The sequence below is a fragment of the Shewanella sp. genome (assembly GCF_051658185.1).
Taxonomy (GTDB): Bacteria; Pseudomonadota; Gammaproteobacteria; order Enterobacterales; family Shewanellaceae; genus Shewanella.
Genome location: NZ_JBOFMC010000221.1, coordinates 1 through 16,680, shown reverse-complemented (window position 1 = coordinate 16,680; position 16,680 = coordinate 1). Strand labels below are relative to the sequence as shown.

The following is a 16,680-nucleotide window of genomic DNA, read 5'->3' as shown; positions in this document are numbered from 1 at the left end:
TGGAGCGGTAGTTCAGTTGGTTAGAATACCGGCCTGTCACGCCGGGGGTCGCGGGTTCGAGTCCCGTCCGCTCCGCCAACATTCATGAAGCCCAAGCTAATAAATAGCTTGGGCTTTTTGTTTTTTTATTATCATTATTTCCTTGTCTCTTGTAACCGCGACCAGTAATTGATGCCAATTTATATCAAGATTGATTCAGATTAAGCCATATTCTTGAGCGGATGGTTTGTAGTCTTTGACAGGCTGCGCTCGCCTTGCATTTTGGTTATATCGAACGCTGAATTGCGCTGGCCAAGACTGGACGTTTATTCTTAGGTGATGATCCAGTGCTGACGTTGTTGCATCGAGTATTGCACCGTTGGCTGGAAAATGGGTTATGCCGCTCAGAGGTTGGCTGTGAGGATACTGTTTATGGTGAGGTACGGTGACAGTTAATGTTATGGTAAACAGGCATTTATACAAAAGAGTTTATCACCCTCAGCCCTGTGGCGTAGAATTGTTATAAAATGTGCCATCTATCAATATTATTATTACAATCATATTGTTACAATCAGTCTCTAAATCATCATGCTAGTTGACTCGATGCGCCGATGCCCTCTTTGTCTTAATCATCAAACTTTTCTATTGCTTCAAGATAAAAAGCGGAGTTTTTATGCCTGTCGGCTATGTGGATTAACTTTTGCTGATGCCAATAGTCATCTTCCTCCTGCAGCTGAAAAACAGCGTTATGGTCGTGCTAGGATCGCATCCAAGCAGCGGCAGTTGTCACAATTTATACTACCGCTGTTAGAGCAGTTGCAGTATCAACAGCCCGGTCAGTTATTGGGGTTAAATTTTGGTCGCATAGTCGATGCTGAGTGTCTTAGGGTTGTTAATGCTGCTGGGCATCAACTCAACCAATATGATCCATTCTTGGCTCCTGATCATGAGGCGCTTAAGCTGCAATACGATTTTATCTGCTGCTATCGGGTTTTTGAGCATTTTCAGTACCCAAGTAAAGAGTGGAATCTGTTCGCACATTTGCTGCGCCCTGGAGGGTGGTTGGCAATTAGTACGCCGTTACTGATTGATTTAGATGGCTTTGCAAAGTGGCATTATAAGAACAATCTGACACATGTTAGTTTTTATCAAAAGCAAACCTTTGAGTACCTGGCAAAAAATAGCAATTTTGCGCTATTATTTGCCGCGAAAGACCTCGTTTTGATGCAAAAAACATCATAATCTGGTATAACAGCCGACCTAATTTAGTCCCCGGTGGATAGGATGATTTCCTGCCTGCGGGGCCACATGTTGCAAACAATTGAGAAAATCATGTCTCGTAGCAAGAAAACACGCAAGGGCGGCGAGAACAGCCCTAAGTTACAGCCAAGAGTGAAAAAGCAGGACCGTGCTGTAGCGACTGGCAAACGTAAAGAAACCGGTAATAAATCCGGCAGTCGCCATAATGAAGCGCTGATCCAGGCCCAAGCTCCTCAGCAAAAAGCCGCTCAGAAGAAAGACCCCCGCCATGGCAGCAAAAAGCCGGTGGTTTTGGTGACGAGCATTGCTCCAGCCGAAGTGAAGGCGCCTAAAGTTAAGCAGCCTAAATTAACCGATGAGCAAAAGTTGCTCAAGCTTGAAGATGACCCAAGATTAAATCAACTGCTTGATATGTTAGAAGAAGGGCGCGATTTGAGTGATGCCGATCAGCAATGGCTCGATCAGCAACTTAATAAGATTGAGGCGCTGATGATCAAGCTTGGGATCACTGATGATGTCGATGAATCGACCCCTGCGCAAGCTAAAGTGCTTTCCGATGATGAGCTCTTTGATAAATTTGAGTCTGGTAGCGAATTGCTCAAAGATTATCAAGAGCCAAGATAACGATTAACCTCGGTTTAGGTATAAAAGCACATGGGGCATTTCATCTGCTTTTATACGGCTAACATAAGGAGTTTTTGTGTCGACGGCGTTCATCATTCTCGGTGGTATTATCCTAGTTGGACTTAGCGGTTACGCTACCTATTTACTGTTACAGTTAAAGCAACAGCGGCAACGACAGCAGGCCGAGCTTGCCGAGCGTGAGGCTAAAGCTAACGCTAAGCGCGCGCAGGTATTAGGTGATATTCGTTATATTGCGACGGCAATGCTGGAGGATCGCTGCGAGATGTCAGAAGGGGTGTTGAGGATTGGCCGCTTGTTTGAAATGCTTTCTCTTAGCGAGCGCGTTGCACCTGAATTTCCCATGTTATTTAAGCATTTCGAGTTAATCAAAGCGCACCCGATCATGGAGGCTCGTCAAGCGCTGCCCAAACAGCAGCGAATGAAGCTGGATTTTGTGCGAATGAAATCTGAAGCCGAGCTTGCTCATGGTATTAACGATGAGATGAAAAAGCTCGCTCATTATCAGCTTAGACCAACCCATTAACGATGGATTCGCGTTATTGGGGGTGTTAAGTCGCTTGGCCGTACACCGACTTTTTGACTGCGGAGCGGCCTCTATGCGTCCCTTCTTGTTCTTCCCGTGAGCCTGTCCACAAAACCTCCAAAAAGTAACAGACAAGTGCATTTTTTTCATGGATATTGCGTAACTTCTAAAAAGTTCTGCATCATTTTTACAACCTGGATCAAGGTTATTTGCCCTAGAACCTTGCATACTTCGGTTGTTGCTAATTTACCCTCGGAGGACACGCCTTGAAGCAGCCCACTCAGATTAGCTGGGATCAATCGATGATCGAAAAGTATAACTACAGCGGTCCCCGTTACACTTCTTACCCTACGGCACTTGAGTTTGATGATTCTTTTACCGAGCAGCATCTACTGACTGCCATTGAAAACAGTAAAAGCGATAAGCTGTCGCTGTATATTCATATCCCCTTTTGCGCCAAACTTTGTTATTACTGCGGTTGCAACAAAGTCATTACTCGCCACGCCCATAAAGCCGATCAGTACATCGAATATTTAAGCCAAGAAATTATTAAGCGTGCGCCGTTGTTTAAGCACTACAGTGTGACGCAAATGCATTGGGGTGGTGGTACGCCAACATTTTTAACTCCTGAGCAAATTTTAAAGCTGACGGCTTTAATTAAGGCTAATTTCAATTTTGCCGCAGAGGGAGAGTTTTCGATTGAAGTGGATCCTCGCGAAATCGAACTGTCCATGCTCGACACCTTAAAACAAGCCGGTTTCAACCGTATTTCGATAGGCGTCCAAGATTTTAATAAAGAAGTGCAAATTGCCGTAAACCGTGAGCAGGATGAGCAATTTATCTTTGATTTGATGGCCAAGGCCAAGGCAATGGGCTTTGTCTCGACCAATATCGATTTGATTTACGGCCTGCCGCACCAAACGCCGGAAACCTTCGCCGCAACGATGCAGCGGGTGTTAGACTTGTCTCCTGACCGTTTATCCGTGTTTAACTATGCTCATTTGCCTGCGCGTTTTGCTGCCCAGCGCAAAATTAAAGATGAGCATTTACCTTCGCCCACTCAAAAACTTGATATGTTACATCAAACGATTGAGACCTTAACGGGCGCAGGCTACCAATATATCGGTATGGATCACTTTGCCAAGCCCGATGATGAATTAGCTAAGTTGCAGCGTGAAGGCAAATTGCACCGTAACTTCCAAGGTTATACGACCCAAGAAGAATGCGATTTGCTTGGCCTAGGGGTGTCCTCGATCAGTCAAATTGGTGATTGTTATGCCCAAAACCAAAAGGATATCCGCCCTTATTATGAAGCTATCGACAAGGACGGCCACGCCTTATGGAAGGGCTGTAGTTTAAATCGTGATGATGAAATCCGCCGTGTGGTGATTAAACAGCTCATTTGCCATTTTGAACTGGATATGGCCAAAATCGATGCCAAGCTCGGTATTCACTTTGAAGAATATTTCAGCGAAGATCTTAAACTGCTGCAAACCTTTGTTGATGATAAGTTAGTTGATATCACAGACCGAAAAGTCACTATCAGCCCAACGGGTCGATTGCTGATCCGTAATATTTGCATGTGCTTTGACTTGTACTATCGACAAAAAGCCCGGCAGCAGCAGTTCTCTCGGGTTATTTAATGCCGAAGAGGTCGCTTGGCACCGGTTAAAAGTGCCAAGGGCGTAACAATAAAAGAATCCGACGTAACGTCGGATTTTTTTATTGTGGCTAAACGCGTTAGTCATTGGCTTTGCTCGCGAAGTCCCATTATTGGGGGGCGCTATTGGTGTTCGCTTTTGTTTGTATCAACGGGTTGCCTGTATCTAGCATTTGGCGGTGTAAATGATGGATATCACTGATGCAGATCACTTAAGCTGTGCTTTAGTGGCATACAGAGCGCGGCGTTCGGCATCGGATAAAAACGCCATTTCCACCCCGTTGCGTTGCACTTGAGCCAGTTCACGTTCGCTCAAATGCAGCTCTGTTGCAGCCTTCTCATATTCATGGTGAATATCGATGGCGCTGACGCCGGGATCGTCGGTATTGAGGCTAATAAGCACGCCCGCATCCAGAAAGGTTTTAAAGGGATGTTCGGCATAGGAGCTGACGGTGGAGGTGTGTAAGTTACTGGTGGGGCAAGATTCGATGCCAATCTGCTGTTTAGCGAGGTATTCCATTAATTGGGGATCATGAATAGCATGTACACCATGGCCAATACGCGTAGCTCCAAGTGATTGGATTGCTTGCCAAATACTTTGCGCTCCCGCTGCCTCACCCGCGTGCACTGTGATCCCAAGCCCCGTATCCCGGACGCGCTTAAAGTGTTCGGTAAATGCGTCTCCCGGGAAGCCTAATTCATCTCCGGCTAAATCTATCGCAACCAGATGCTGTTGGTGGGCGAGCAAGCCGTTAAGCTCTTGAGTGCAAGCCTTGGGGCCAAAGGAGCGTGACATAATTCCTATCAAATTGATCTTAATAGGGTAATCCTTTAAGCCTGCGTTAACACCGTCGATAACGGCTTCGACCACGCCTTCTATCGGCAGCTTATGGTTCATTGCCATGTAGTAGGGGCTAAAGCGCAGCTCTGCGTAATCTAAACCTGATAGTGCCGCATCGGCGACATTTTCATAGGCAATACGCTTTACCGCATCTAAATCGGCCAGCACTGCGACCATCCAATCCAGTTTTTTTAAGAAGGCGACTAAACTGCTTTCTTTCTCTTGAACTTGCACAAAGGGAACCAATGCCTCTCGCGAGGTGGCTGGCAGCGCAATGCGGTGTTGCTGTGCTAGCTCCCAAATGCTGCTGACCCGCACATTGCCGTCTAAGTGCCGATGCAGATCCACTAACGGAATCGCCTTATCAATCATCTTTCCCCTCCATGTACTATTTGCTGAGGCGGTTGCTATCCAATCGCCAGTGGTGCCTCTTGGGCTTTAAGTGTAACACGCATTTTTTGCTAGCTTTGCCTGCGGCGCAGTGGTTAATTCACATTGAGGGATAATTGCGTTGATGGCTTAGCCTACTGACAAGGGGGGCATCAGGGATAATGGCATGGTAAGGCCAGCAACTCACCGAAATGATGAATCCGGTTACTACTGGGAATACCTACGCTCTTGATAAGCGGCGGCGGTATGCGCTGGAGTGTTAAGATTGAGTGAGGTGGTTGCAAGGTCTCACCTGCAAGCAACCTCAATACTGAACTTGGCTCATTGCCTGCTTTTGGCCGTTATGCCGTTATAGTGATATCTCGCCTTTGTGAAAGTTGGCGCTGATGCAGTGAATATTTGGGGGAGAGGCGGGCTCCTATCAAGACCCCTATAATCATATTGGCCATCTTACCGATGAAAGGCTGCGTGGTGCCGCTGTCGATAATTTAGGCGTCAATCAAGCGTTTTATTCTGCACCAAGCTTGCGAAGCAAGAACGCTAACAGCATTAGTTCACGCGATTTAAACTTACACACTTACACAAGGGCAAGCACTGGCGTCGCAATTTTCAGTCTACTGCGCTTGTCTGTTACACTGCCACTTAACATTAAGCAACCTGTGACCTTTCATGAGCCTTATCCCCCGCATATTTTCAAGTGAACACCGGTTAACGACACCTGAGCAGCAAATCTTCTGGCGTACAGTGGTTCAAGGGACGCTAACTGCAGCGGATGGCATTACTTTGGCTTATATGGTTGCTCGCCATCCTCACGCGCGGGCGAGTATTGTGCTTAGCAGCGGCAGAGTGGAATCCTATTTAAAATATCAAGAATTGGTGTTTGATCTCTATCAGCAGGGCTATTCGGTATTTGCCATCGATCATCGGGGTCAAGGATTATCAGGGCGAATGACGGCAAACCCCCACCAAGGGTATGTGGGTAGGTTTAACGATTATGTCGAAGATTTTTCAATGTTTATGCTACAGGTTGTATTAAAGCATGCGACAGGGCCTCTGCATCTATTAGGGCATTCGATGGGCGGCGCAATCGGAACTTTATATCTGCAGCAATTCCCCGGCGTGTTCAGTACCGCCGCATTTTCAGCGCCAATGTATGGCATTAAGCTCCCTATGCCAAAGGGATTTATCCGCTGGCTGGCAAATAAATTAGATAGCAGCCTACGCGGTGCCGAACCAAACTATGTGTTGGGAGGAGGAGACTATCAGGCAGTATCCTTTGAAGATAATGAGTTAACTCACAGTGAGATGCGGTATCAAGCCTATAGAAAGCTCTATGCTGAACAGCCTCAGCTGCAATTAGGAGCACCCACTAACCATTGGCTCACCGAAGCCTTAGCTGCCGCAGACGCTTGCGTACTGGCGGCGTCTAAAATTGATACTCCTATTTTGATCTTGCAAGCGAGCGAAGATCGCATTGTTGATAATGCCGCGCAGCAGCGGGCCGTGAGCTCTTGTGGCCAATTGTTGGTTATTGAGGGGGCCGCTCATGAGCTTTTTATTGAAAAAGATGTTTTTCGGGAGCAAGCGTTAAATTATGCTCTCGACTGGTTTGAGCGCGGCAATCATTAAGCGCCAGGGTGGGGCGGTGTATTCACCTTGAGGAATCAGTTAAACGCCCAGTGGAAATAGAGCTGCGATTTGGGGTATTAACGAGCGTTGTGCAGTACAGCCCTTATTTTTCCTAAGCGGTAAGGTTGCTTTAAGTAAAAATAACAATAATAAAAAAGGCGGCAGTTAAACTGCCGCCTTATAATCGATGCATTAAGCATCTTATCCTGATTCCAAGTATCCATACTTGCTATGCGACTTTCCCGGTCAGTATCCTTCTTTTTTTTACAGCTTTCCCTGCTCAATTTTCGTTATCGGTCTTCCAGACACTTAGTGTAAATTCTGTCGCCGTCCTGACCACAGTTTCCGTAGATGGTCTCATGACTCATCATTAATAAGCGTCATCAATGACACTAAGTTAACCATCCCTGTTAATTAAAGTACCTTCCAGTGATAACAAGCTTCCAGCCAGTGCATCCAAAGCTAATTAGCTTCCGTTGCTGCAGTTCGAATCATTCAAACTGTATCCTGATTGGGCAGGCTACCCTGAGCGTAAGGCGATTTGCTAATGCAAACTGGCATTATCTGCCATCCCTTACAAATATGTACTGACCTGGATTTCAGTGCGAAATCACGACTCTTATTATTATTGGCGAGTGGTCTCAGTTGTATTATTGTTATTAAGGATCTTTATTCTTATATCTTTAATGTGGATTATACCGAAATCTGTCCGTTGTTATTCATCTTTTTTTACAAACAGATGGGTTTATCTCGGTACGGGGCACATTAAACCTAAATCTGTGATCTATGTCAAGCGTGAATGTTTGTGGTTGACGTAAACGTCAACTGCGGGGTGTAAAAAAGGGTGTATCAACACCCTTTTTGTGCGTTTATTTCATTGCTGCATTATTTCAAGCTAGCAATATACTTTGAAAGCGCTTCGATATCGCTGTCATTTAATTTTTTGGCGACATCTTGCATCATGCCGTTCAGGTCATTATGACGGCTAACATCACGAAACTTTGTCAGTTGGATTTTAATGTAGTTAGCGTGTTGTCCCGCTAGCGCTGGGAAGCCTGCAAGTTCCGCTCCTTTACCTTCGGGGCCATGGCACGCCATACAAGCGGTAATGCCGCGGGCAGCATCGCCACCTTTATAAAGTTTGGCGCCAAGTTCTGGTATATCTTTTACTTCTGCAACTTTTAAGGTCTGGCTCGTGAAATATGCACTAATATCGAGAATATCCTGATCGCTTAGAGCAATCGACATGCCACCCATGATAGGATCCATGCGGCCGTCTTTGCCAGCAGTTTGGGCTGCGCTACGGAAATCGTGTAATTGCTTTTGCAGGTAGGTGGCGTGTTGACCCGCAAGTTTGGGATACATGTCGATCAGACTATTACCGTCCATACCATGACAGGCAGAGCAGACGATTACTTTAGTTTTTCCCGCCTCAGCATTTCCTTCAGCAAGCGTGGGTGAAGATATGGCGGCAACAACAACAGACAGCGCAAGAGCTAACTTTTTCATGGCGTTCCAACTTCTGGTTAAGATTATTATCCTGAGCTTACTAGGGTGATAAGCAAGCGTGGTAAAAAACGTTTAATGTGATCGGGGTAATATTTTACACGAAAACGTGGAAAAGTAAGCAATTCTTCATAAATTATGGTATCGCGCAGAAAATATTTTGGAGTAAATAGTGACTGAATCTCATATAGATTTTCGCAAGGCGAAGTTTTTAATTAGTGCGCCTGACATTGCACATTTGGATCAATATCTGCCCGGTGACGTTGGTGTTGAAATTGCTTTTGCTGGGCGCTCAAATGCGGGTAAATCAAGTGCACTTAATGCATTAACAGAGCAAAAAAACTTGGCGCGCACCAGTAAAACGCCGGGGCGAACTCAGTTAATTAACGTGTTCGAATTAGACGCTCAGCGTCGCTTGGTAGATTTACCCGGTTATGGTTTTGCGCAGGTGCCTCTGGCGATGAAGCACAAGTGGCAACAAGCGCTGGGGGAATATTTACAGAAACGTGCTTGTTTAAGTGGCGTCGTGGTATTGATGGATATTCGCCATCCACTGAAAGATTTAGATATGCAGATGATTGAGTGGGCGGTAGCGAGTGAAATCCCGGTGCTGGCATTACTGACAAAGTCTGATAAATTAGCTCAAAGCGCTAAAATGAAAACCGTCAATGAGGTGCGTAAAGCTTTAGCTGATTTTGGCGATTGGGTACAAGTTGAGCCGTTTTCTTCATTAAAGGGAACCGGTAAGCCTAAAGTCCTGAGTATTTTAAATGAGTGGTGTCATCCACAGTGGTTGGCGGATGAGGTTGGCGCCGCAGAGTAATCTAAGTAAGCTGTGGCTAGCATAGGTGGGGTAAGTGAGTACATCTACGCTGGCCAATAGGGTTTTGATGTTGGTTTTTGTTGTTTGCACCCGTCTTAGGTGTGTTACCTTCCTGCGTGTTTATTCTCTCGTTTTTGCCCATTTTAGACAAAAAAATAGCCGATAACATAAATGCTATCGGCCAAAAATATTAGCTCTTTTGGGGAGAAGCTAAATTCAACAAGACTCAAGCACCATTAAATTCACTTCAATGGCTCTCAATGAAGATAGCATACATTGGATTTACCTTTTATTAAAGTAAATACTCTAAAAAAGTGGTCATCTAAAAAATAGCCAAAAAAAAGCCTCAGCAAACAAGTTGCTGAGGCGCCATAATTTGGCTCATCACTATAAGTGAAATAAAGGTCTGAAAGATAGAACATCTTAACCTCTGTACCCTACGCCGAGAATGATAGGGTATTTGCCGTTAAATGGAAAACAGTTTTTCTAAAATCATGGCAATTGTGTGCACTCGATCTCGATTTGTGGGTGAAAAATCGGCTTTATTTGATCTACAACTTTCAAATGTAACGTCAAATTAGCCAGATTAAGCGGTTTTTCTGTATTTTATGTACATATTTGATCAAATTTAGCGTTTTAATGTTTCATTAGGCCCCTAAACGGCTGACTGAGTGTGCGCAATATAGAACATTGTCACCACAGTTAATTGATAGGTGATGGAATGCTGATGTCAGTTCGCCGTTGTTAACTCGCCATGGTTAATTGGGGTGGCGGTTTGGCGGAGTGATGCGTTGGCGGAGCTATTTGTTGATGATTAGCTGAGCGACGAGTAGATGAGGTATCGGACGGGCGTTGTTGATTCTAAATAATGTTGGGTCTGGCGGAGTATTTGCCTGAGAGGAAGTTATGGCTCAGCGAGATTGAGGTGTATCAAAATCCCGCCGAGCCTAATGTGAGTGATTGAGCGACTCGTGACTAAAATTAAAATGGCGACTAAATTAGTGGGCTTGATCCCAATTGTCGCCGATGCCAGCTTCTGCCAGCAGTTCCACATCAAGATTGGCCGCTTTCGCCATCAGCTCACAGATTTGCCGTTTCAGCCGCTCTGCTTGGCCGGCGTCAACCTCAAATACCAATTCATCGTGGACTTGCATGATCATGGTAATTTCACCTTGGGTTTCAGTGGCTATCCAATCGGCGATGCTGATCATCGCCCGCTTAATAATATCTGCGGCGGTGCCTTGCATTGGGGCGTTAATGGCTGCCCGTTCTGCCGCTTGCCGGCGCATGGCATTGCGGTCGCGGATTTCAGGCAGATACAGGCGCCGCCCGAAGAGCGTGGTGACGTAGCCTAATTCGCTTGCGCTCGCGCGCGTTTCTTCCATATAACGTAACACACCGGGGTACCGGGCAAAGTAAGTGTCTATGTAGGTTTGTGCCTCATTGCGCGGAATATCGAGTTGCTTTGCTAAGCCAAAGGCAGACATGCCATAAATGAGGCCAAAATTCACGGCCTTGGCGCGGCGGCGTTGCTCGGTGGTGACATCGTCAAAATCGGTGCCAAAGACTTCCGCAGCGGTTGCTCGATGGATGTCTTTGCCTTCCGCAAAGGCCTTGAGTAAGCCTGCATCTTGAGATAAATGCGCCATGATCCGCAATTCGATTTGAGAATAATCGGCAGCCAGAATTTTTCGGCCCTCAGGGGCGATAAAGGCTTGGCGAATGCGTCGTCCCTCTTCGGTGCGAATGGGGATGTTTTGCAGGTTGGGCTCACTGGAGGATAAGCGTCCGGTCGCGGCATTCGCTTGATGATAGCTCGTGTGGACTCGTCCAGTTTTGGCGTTGACCATAAGCGGGAGCTTATCGGTATAGGTGCTCTTTAACTTGGTTAGACTGCGGTGTTCGAGTATGACTTTAGGCAGCGGGAAGTCTAAGGCTAACTCTACGAGGACCTCTTCGGCGGTCGATGGCGCTCCCTTGGGGGTTTTTTTGGTGATGGGATAACCGAGCTTTTCAAAAAACAACACTTGCAGCTGTTTGGGTGAGCTTAGGTTAAATTTTTCACCGGCAATGGCATAGGCTTTTTGCTCGAGTTCATCGATTTTGCGGGCGAGTTCCTCACTTTGCTGGCCGAGTAACATGCTATCAATCAATACGCCTTGGCGTTCAATCTGAGATAACACTTGAATTAAGGGCAGCTCTATTTGGGTGAATACCGCCGCTAATTCGCTTGCTTGCTCGAGTCTTGGCCACAGATGTTGATGCAACCGCAGAGTGATATCGGCATCTTCTGCGGCATAGGGCGCGGCAGTCTCAAGCGGGATCTGGTTAAAGGTCAGCTGTTTAGCGCCTTTGCCTGCAATATCCTCAAAGCTGATATTTTTATGGCCTAAATATTTGAGTGCTAAACCATCCATATCATGGCGCGAAGCGACAGAATTAAAGACGTAGGATTCGAGCATGGTATCGAAAGCGACACCCTGTAAGTGGATCCCAGCATTGGTGAGGATGCTGATGTCATATTTAAGATTTTGCCCGACCTTTTTGATGTTAGCATCCTCAAGGATCGGCCGCAGTTGTGCCAACGCCGCGTGTTTATCTAATTGCGGTGGCGCGCCGACATAGTCGTGGGCCAAAGGCAGATAAGCGGCTTTGCCGGCTTCGACCGCAAAGGAGAGCCCAACCAGCTCCGCGACCATATAATCAAGGCTGGTGGTTTCTGTATCCACGGCCATTAACGGTGCTTGTTGAAGGATCTTAAGCCATTTATCAAGCTGGGCTTGAGTTAAAATCGTTTCATAGTCGGTTGTGATGACGGTGCTTTGGGTGGGCGCATCCGAGGTGTCAGTCGCAGCGCTTGAGTCAGTGCTGTCGGTGTTTGAGGCGTTCGCCGTTGGGCCTTTAGCGCTCCCAGTGGAGTGCGCGGTTTTATGCTCTAAGACTTCGGCAAGCCAGCGCTTAAACTCCATTTCACCATAGCACTGAATGAGTTCATCCGTATCGGCAGGTTGGGCCACCAGTTCATGCCAATCTTGCTCGAGTGCGACATCGGTTTTAATGGTGGCCAGCTCATAGGACAGTTTGAGCATATCGGCATTGTCGCTAATTTTGGCCGCCATGGTTTTGGCGCCCCTAAAGCCTAATTCAGTGACTTGTTGAGGGGCGGCTAAGAGGTTCGCCACGCTGCCTGCACCCGTGAGCATGGCGAGAGCCGTTTTTTCACCGACACCGGGTAAACCTGGAATGTTGTCGGCTTTATCGCCCATCAGCGCCAGCAGATCGATGATGCGCTCAGGGCCAACGCCAAACTTCTCAGTGACTTCTGCCGGCCCCATGATGGTATTGGTCATAGTGTTAATCAGGGTGATATTGTCATCAACGAGTTGCGCCATGTCCTTGTCGCCAGTACTAATAAGAACGGCGCGATTCTCGCGACTCGCTTGGCGGGCAATGGTGCCGATGACATCGTCTGCTTCGACGCCAGAGATCGACAATAGGGGCAAGCCCAAGGCGCGAATAATGCGATGCAGCGGCGCGATTTGCGAACGCAGATCGTCTGGCATGGGTGGGCGATGGGCTTTGTACTCGCTGTAGAGCTCATTGCGGAAAGTATTGCCCTTGGCATCAAAGACCACGGCAATATGGCTTGGTTGATAGCGAGTTAATAGACTGCGTAACATGTTGACTACGCCATAAACGGCCCCCGTCGCTTCGCCCTTTGAATTTGTTAAGTGAGGAGGTGCATAGTAGGCGCGATAGAGATAGGACGATCCATCCACTAGGACAAGTGGGTTATTGGCAATAGTTGGCATAGGTGATTTCGTTTATCGATGTCTTAGAGGATGATAAGGATGCCACAGAAGCGTTATTTCGGCCATGGCAAATTAGCCCGCAGCCTGTGGATAAGTCTGTGAGTCAAAATGTCAACTGTGAATAATGGCGATAATTACGGCTCAATGCGATCTATCTAAGTTGCTGTTTTTTATATTTATAATGTTTTTGTGTGAGTTGAATGTCGTTTCTGAAAAAAATTTCCTAATGTGTGGATTTTTTATTGACACCCTTAACACTTGGCTAAGGTGACGCTAATTTGGGCATAGGGTAAATTCGACAAAATAACTTAGCATGTTTTTTAAGCAGATCAACTAATTTGTTTGTTTAATGTTAAATTTAATAACGTAACAGGAGTGCTTTTATGAAAAAAATTGCAGTGCTACTCAGTGGCTGTGGGGTGTTTGATGGGACTGAAATTCACGAAGCGGTGCTAACGCTCTTATCACTGTCAAAAGCGGGCGCGAGTTATCAATGTTTTGCTCCCGACATGACACAGTTGCATGTGGTTAATCACCTGACCGGTGAAGTGGATACCAGCCAAACACGGAGTGTGTTAGTGGAGTCCGCCCGTATCGCTCGCGGTGACATCAAACCAACCACGGCATTAGATGTTAGCCAGTTTGCGGGATTAGTGATCCCTGGCGGGTTTGGGGCCGCTAAAAACCTGTGCAATTTTGCGATTAATGGTAGCGAGTGCGAGGTTAACCCTGCGGTGAGTGAGTTTATTCATGCGTTTATTGCCGCGAACAAGCCCGTTGGCTTTATTTGTATCGCACCGGTGATGATCCCGCGCCTCTATGGGCAGGGGGCTTGCGGCACGATTGGCCATGATGTGGATACTGCTGCTGCCTTTAATTTGATGGGGGGGTGCCATCAAAGTGCTAACGTGCATGAGATTGTGGTCGATGAAGCCAACAAGATCGTCAGTACCCCTGCTTATATGCTGGCGGGGAATATTGCAGAGGCGTACTCTGGCATTGAAAAACTGGTTGTCAAAGTGCTGGAATTGGCTAAGTCGTGATGCAAGTAGGGGCGGCCAAGTTGGACGCCACCTTTAGCCGCGTGCTTCAGCGGGCGCGGCGACTATCGAACAGGCCCTGAGCAAGCCCAATCACTAAGCCGCCAACATGGGCGCCATTGGCCATTGAGAGTCCCATAAAATCGCTAAAGCCTAACCCTAGCCAAATCAGCATAAATCCCATATAAGATGGCGGTAAACCTATGCCCGCCTCTGGTTTGCGTCGCCCCATCACCCAAGTGTATCCGGCAATCGCATAGACCACGCCAGAGAGGCCACCAAAATTGGGACCGCTGAGATAGTATTGGAGAACATTGGGTAAGGTGCCCGCGACTAAGAGTAAAATCAACAATGGCGCAGTGCCGATACGGGTCTCAATTTTGCCGCCTAAATACCACCACCACAGTAAGTTAAAGATGATATGCATGGCTGAAAAATGCAGCAGGCTTGGGGTGAAAATCCGCCAGAATTGTGTGCTATCAGCGCCCGGCGCCGCACCAAAATAGGCAAGCGAGTTAAACATCGCTTGGCTAAAACCTAAATTCATCGCAGCAAAAATCAGGCTACAAAGGCCAAAAATGACGAGGGTGACAGGGCCTGCCCCTGTGATAAATTGAGTCAATAGCTGTAATGAGGGCGCACCATAGTCGAGCTTGGTCTGCGTATCACCATGCTCCCATGATGCTTGTAAGTATTTGTTATCGTGTGGATAAGCGACAAAGTGAGCAAATTCTTTACGAGCTTGCTCCGCATCTTGCTCGCGGATGACCAGAATCGCGACTCCCTGTGGCAATGGCTCAATTTGGCAGTCGATGTTTACACCTTTGAGGTAATCGACAAAGGCCTGTGCGGCACGGCTGTTCGGGAGTCTGCCAATCTCTATCATGCATTGGCCTCATGCCAAGCGCTAAAGCCACCGTCGAGGCTATAGACGTCATCAAAACCTTGTTCGCATAAATATTGCGCGGCGGTTTGGCTGCTGATGCCGTGATAACACACCACAACCAGTGGGCTGTCCATATCCGCTTCACTGATATATTGCGCTAAATTTTCATTGTTTAAATTGAACGCACCCGCAATATGGCCATTGTTAAAGCTGTTGCCGTCGCGAATATCGACGATCTGCACTGGCTTTTCCTCGGTCATCTGCACTAACTGATTGACGCTTAAGTGTTTAAAAGAAGACATATTCAACCCTGAACTCGCTGAGCAATGGTGATGGGAATAAGTGTGCAACAAGGGGCGGCAGCTGTACAGCCCCTTGCTGTTTCAGCGGCGGGACATTAATCCCAGCTGAGGATGACTTTGCCCGATTGGCCTGACCCCATAGCGTCAAAGCCTTTTTGGAAATCATCAATCTTGTAGTGGTGGGTGATGATGGGCGAAATATCTAAGCCAGATTGGATCAGACTGGCCATCTTGTACCAGGTTTCGAACATTTCACGGCCATAAATGCCTTTAATGATCAGTCCCTTGAAGATGACTTTGCTCCAATCAATGGCCATTTCGCCACCCGGAATACCGAGCATCGCGATTTTGCCACCGTGATTCATGGTATCTAACATGGCGTGGAAAGCCGAAGGTACGCCAGACATTTCTAAGCCGACATCAAACCCTTCGGTCATGCCGAGTTCTTTCATCACATCTTTGAGGTTTTCTTGGGCCACGTTGACGGCGCGGGTGGCCCCCATTTTACGGGCCAACTCTAAGCGGTATTCGTTAACGTCGGTAATAACCACATGGCGCGCACCAACGTGGCGACATACGGCCGCCGCCATAATACCGATAGGACCCGCACCAGTGATTAACACGTCTTCGCCGACTAAATCGAACGACAGTGCGGTGTGCACTGCGTTACCGAATGGGTCGAAGATAGAGGCTAAATCATCGCTGATATCATCGGGGATTTTGAAGGCGTTAAACGCTGGGATAACTAAATATTCGGCAAATGAACCTTCGCGGTTTACGCCAACACCAGAGGTGTTACGGCATAAGTGGGTACGACCCGCGCGGCAGTTACGGCAGTGGCCGCAGGTGATATGGCCTTCGCCAGAAACACGGTCACCAATCTTAAAGCCGCGCACTTCTTGCCCGATATCCACCACTTCACCCACATATTCGTGGCCGACAACCATAGGCACAGGAATGGTTTTTTGTGACCATTCGTCCCAGTTGTAGATGTGCATGTCGGTGCCGCAAATCGCGGTCTTTTTAATTTTGATGAGCAGATCGTTATGGCCCATTTCAGGCTTAGGTGCATCGACTAACCAAATGCCTTTTTCGGCTTTTAATTTACTGAGTGCTTTCATTCTCTTCAGTCCTAAATGGGGGCCTAAATAATCGCCATTTCTTTAGCGATACGGGTAAAGGCGTCAATCGCTTTGTCGAGTTGCTCACGGGTGTGGGCTGCCGACATTTGGGTACGGATACGGGCTTGTCCCTTGGGCACCACGGGGAAGGAGAAGCCAATCACGTAGATATGTTCTGCTAATAAGCGGTTAGCGAAGTCGCTTGCCAGTTTGGCATCGCCAATCATCACCGGGATAATCGCGTGGTCTGCACCACCTAAGGT

At 47.3% G+C, this 16,680-nt stretch carries 14 protein-coding genes and 1 tRNA gene; 8 read left to right on the top strand and 7 right to left on the bottom strand.

Annotated features, from left to right (window positions below):
- Window position 1: 1 nt before the first annotated feature.
- The 5 genes from ACRCZA_RS08845 to hemN all read left to right on the top strand — a co-directional run bounded on the left by ACRCZA_RS08845 (window position 2) and on the right by hemN (window position 4,050).
- Window positions 2-78 (top strand) — tRNA-Asp (locus ACRCZA_RS08845).
- 504 nt (window positions 79-582) lie between these two features.
- Window positions 583-1,221 carry a methyltransferase domain-containing protein gene (locus ACRCZA_RS08840; RefSeq protein WP_438674087.1) on the top strand — a complete coding sequence of 213 codons (639 nt, stop codon included), beginning with the start codon at window positions 583-585 and terminating at the stop codon, window positions 1,219-1,221.
- A gap of 90 nt (window positions 1,222-1,311) precedes the next feature.
- Window positions 1,312-1,863: a Der GTPase-activating protein YihI gene (gene yihI / locus ACRCZA_RS08835; RefSeq protein WP_438674086.1), complete on the top strand. Its 552-nt coding sequence runs from the start codon at window positions 1,312-1,314 to the stop codon at window positions 1,861-1,863.
- Between the two features lie 76 nt (window positions 1,864-1,939).
- Window positions 1,940-2,407, top strand: coding sequence for a DUF2489 domain-containing protein (locus ACRCZA_RS08830; protein WP_438674085.1), 468 nt, complete (start codon window positions 1,940-1,942; stop codon window positions 2,405-2,407).
- Window positions 2,408-2,673: 266 nt separating this feature from the next.
- Entirely contained in the window at window positions 2,674-4,050 is a 1,377-nt protein-coding gene (hemN, locus tag ACRCZA_RS08825; protein ID WP_438674084.1) for an oxygen-independent coproporphyrinogen III oxidase, read from the top strand.
- Between the two features lie 225 nt (window positions 4,051-4,275).
- Here hemN and add read toward each other — a convergent pair whose 3' ends face one another.
- A complete protein-coding gene (add, locus tag ACRCZA_RS08820; protein WP_438674083.1) occupies window positions 4,276-5,280 on the bottom strand; it encodes an adenosine deaminase in 1,005 nt (334 codons plus the stop codon).
- 687 nt (window positions 5,281-5,967) lie between these two features.
- Between add and ACRCZA_RS08815 the strand changes: the two genes are divergently transcribed.
- Window positions 5,968-6,927, top strand: coding sequence for an alpha/beta fold hydrolase (locus tag ACRCZA_RS08815; RefSeq protein WP_438674082.1), 960 nt, complete (start codon window positions 5,968-5,970; stop codon window positions 6,925-6,927).
- Window positions 6,928-7,812: 885 nt separating this feature from the next.
- On the opposite strand, the gene ACRCZA_RS08810 is transcribed toward ACRCZA_RS08815, so the two are convergent.
- On the bottom strand, window positions 7,813-8,436 hold the full coding sequence (locus tag ACRCZA_RS08810) for a c-type cytochrome (RefSeq protein ID WP_438674081.1): 624 nt from the start codon (window positions 8,434-8,436) through the stop codon (window positions 7,813-7,815).
- A 169-nt stretch (window positions 8,437-8,605) separates the two neighbouring features.
- Here ACRCZA_RS08810 and yihA point away from each other — a divergent pair, with 169 nt between their 5' ends.
- Window positions 8,606-9,256, top strand: coding sequence for a ribosome biogenesis GTP-binding protein YihA/YsxC (yihA, locus tag ACRCZA_RS08805; protein WP_438674080.1), 651 nt, complete (start codon window positions 8,606-8,608; stop codon window positions 9,254-9,256).
- 998 nt (window positions 9,257-10,254) lie between these two features.
- Here yihA and polA read toward each other — a convergent pair.
- Entirely contained in the window at window positions 10,255-13,068 is a 2,814-nt protein-coding gene (gene polA / locus ACRCZA_RS08800) for a DNA polymerase I (RefSeq protein WP_438674079.1), read from the bottom strand.
- A 383-nt stretch (window positions 13,069-13,451) separates the two neighbouring features.
- On the opposite strand from polA, the gene elbB reads away from it, so the two are divergent.
- Window positions 13,452-14,111, top strand: coding sequence for an isoprenoid biosynthesis glyoxalase ElbB (gene elbB, locus ACRCZA_RS08795; protein WP_438674078.1), 660 nt, complete (start codon window positions 13,452-13,454; stop codon window positions 14,109-14,111).
- A 46-nt stretch (window positions 14,112-14,157) separates the two neighbouring features.
- Here elbB and glpG read toward each other — a convergent pair whose 3' ends face one another.
- The 4 genes from glpG to ACRCZA_RS08775 form a co-directional block, all read right to left on the bottom strand.
- Window positions 14,158-14,994 (bottom strand): rhomboid family intramembrane serine protease GlpG, encoded by an 837-nt coding sequence (gene glpG / locus ACRCZA_RS08790; protein ID WP_438674077.1) that lies wholly within the window; start codon window positions 14,992-14,994, stop codon window positions 14,158-14,160.
- The gene (gene glpE, locus ACRCZA_RS08785; protein ID WP_438674076.1) at window positions 14,991-15,296 is read right to left on the bottom strand and encodes a thiosulfate sulfurtransferase GlpE; all 306 of its coding nucleotides are present in this window, start codon (window positions 15,294-15,296) and stop codon (window positions 14,991-14,993) included. Before glpE ends, glpG begins: the two co-directional genes overlap by 4 nt.
- 95 nt (window positions 15,297-15,391) lie before the next feature.
- Window positions 15,392-16,417 carry an L-threonine 3-dehydrogenase gene (tdh, locus tag ACRCZA_RS08780; protein WP_438674075.1) on the bottom strand — a complete coding sequence of 342 codons (1,026 nt, stop codon included), beginning with the start codon at window positions 16,415-16,417 and terminating at the stop codon, window positions 15,392-15,394.
- A 23-nt stretch (window positions 16,418-16,440) separates the two neighbouring features.
- Window positions 16,441-16,680: aminotransferase class I/II-fold pyridoxal phosphate-dependent enzyme (locus ACRCZA_RS08775; protein ID WP_438674074.1), on the bottom strand; the 240-nt coding region annotated here is incomplete at its 5' end.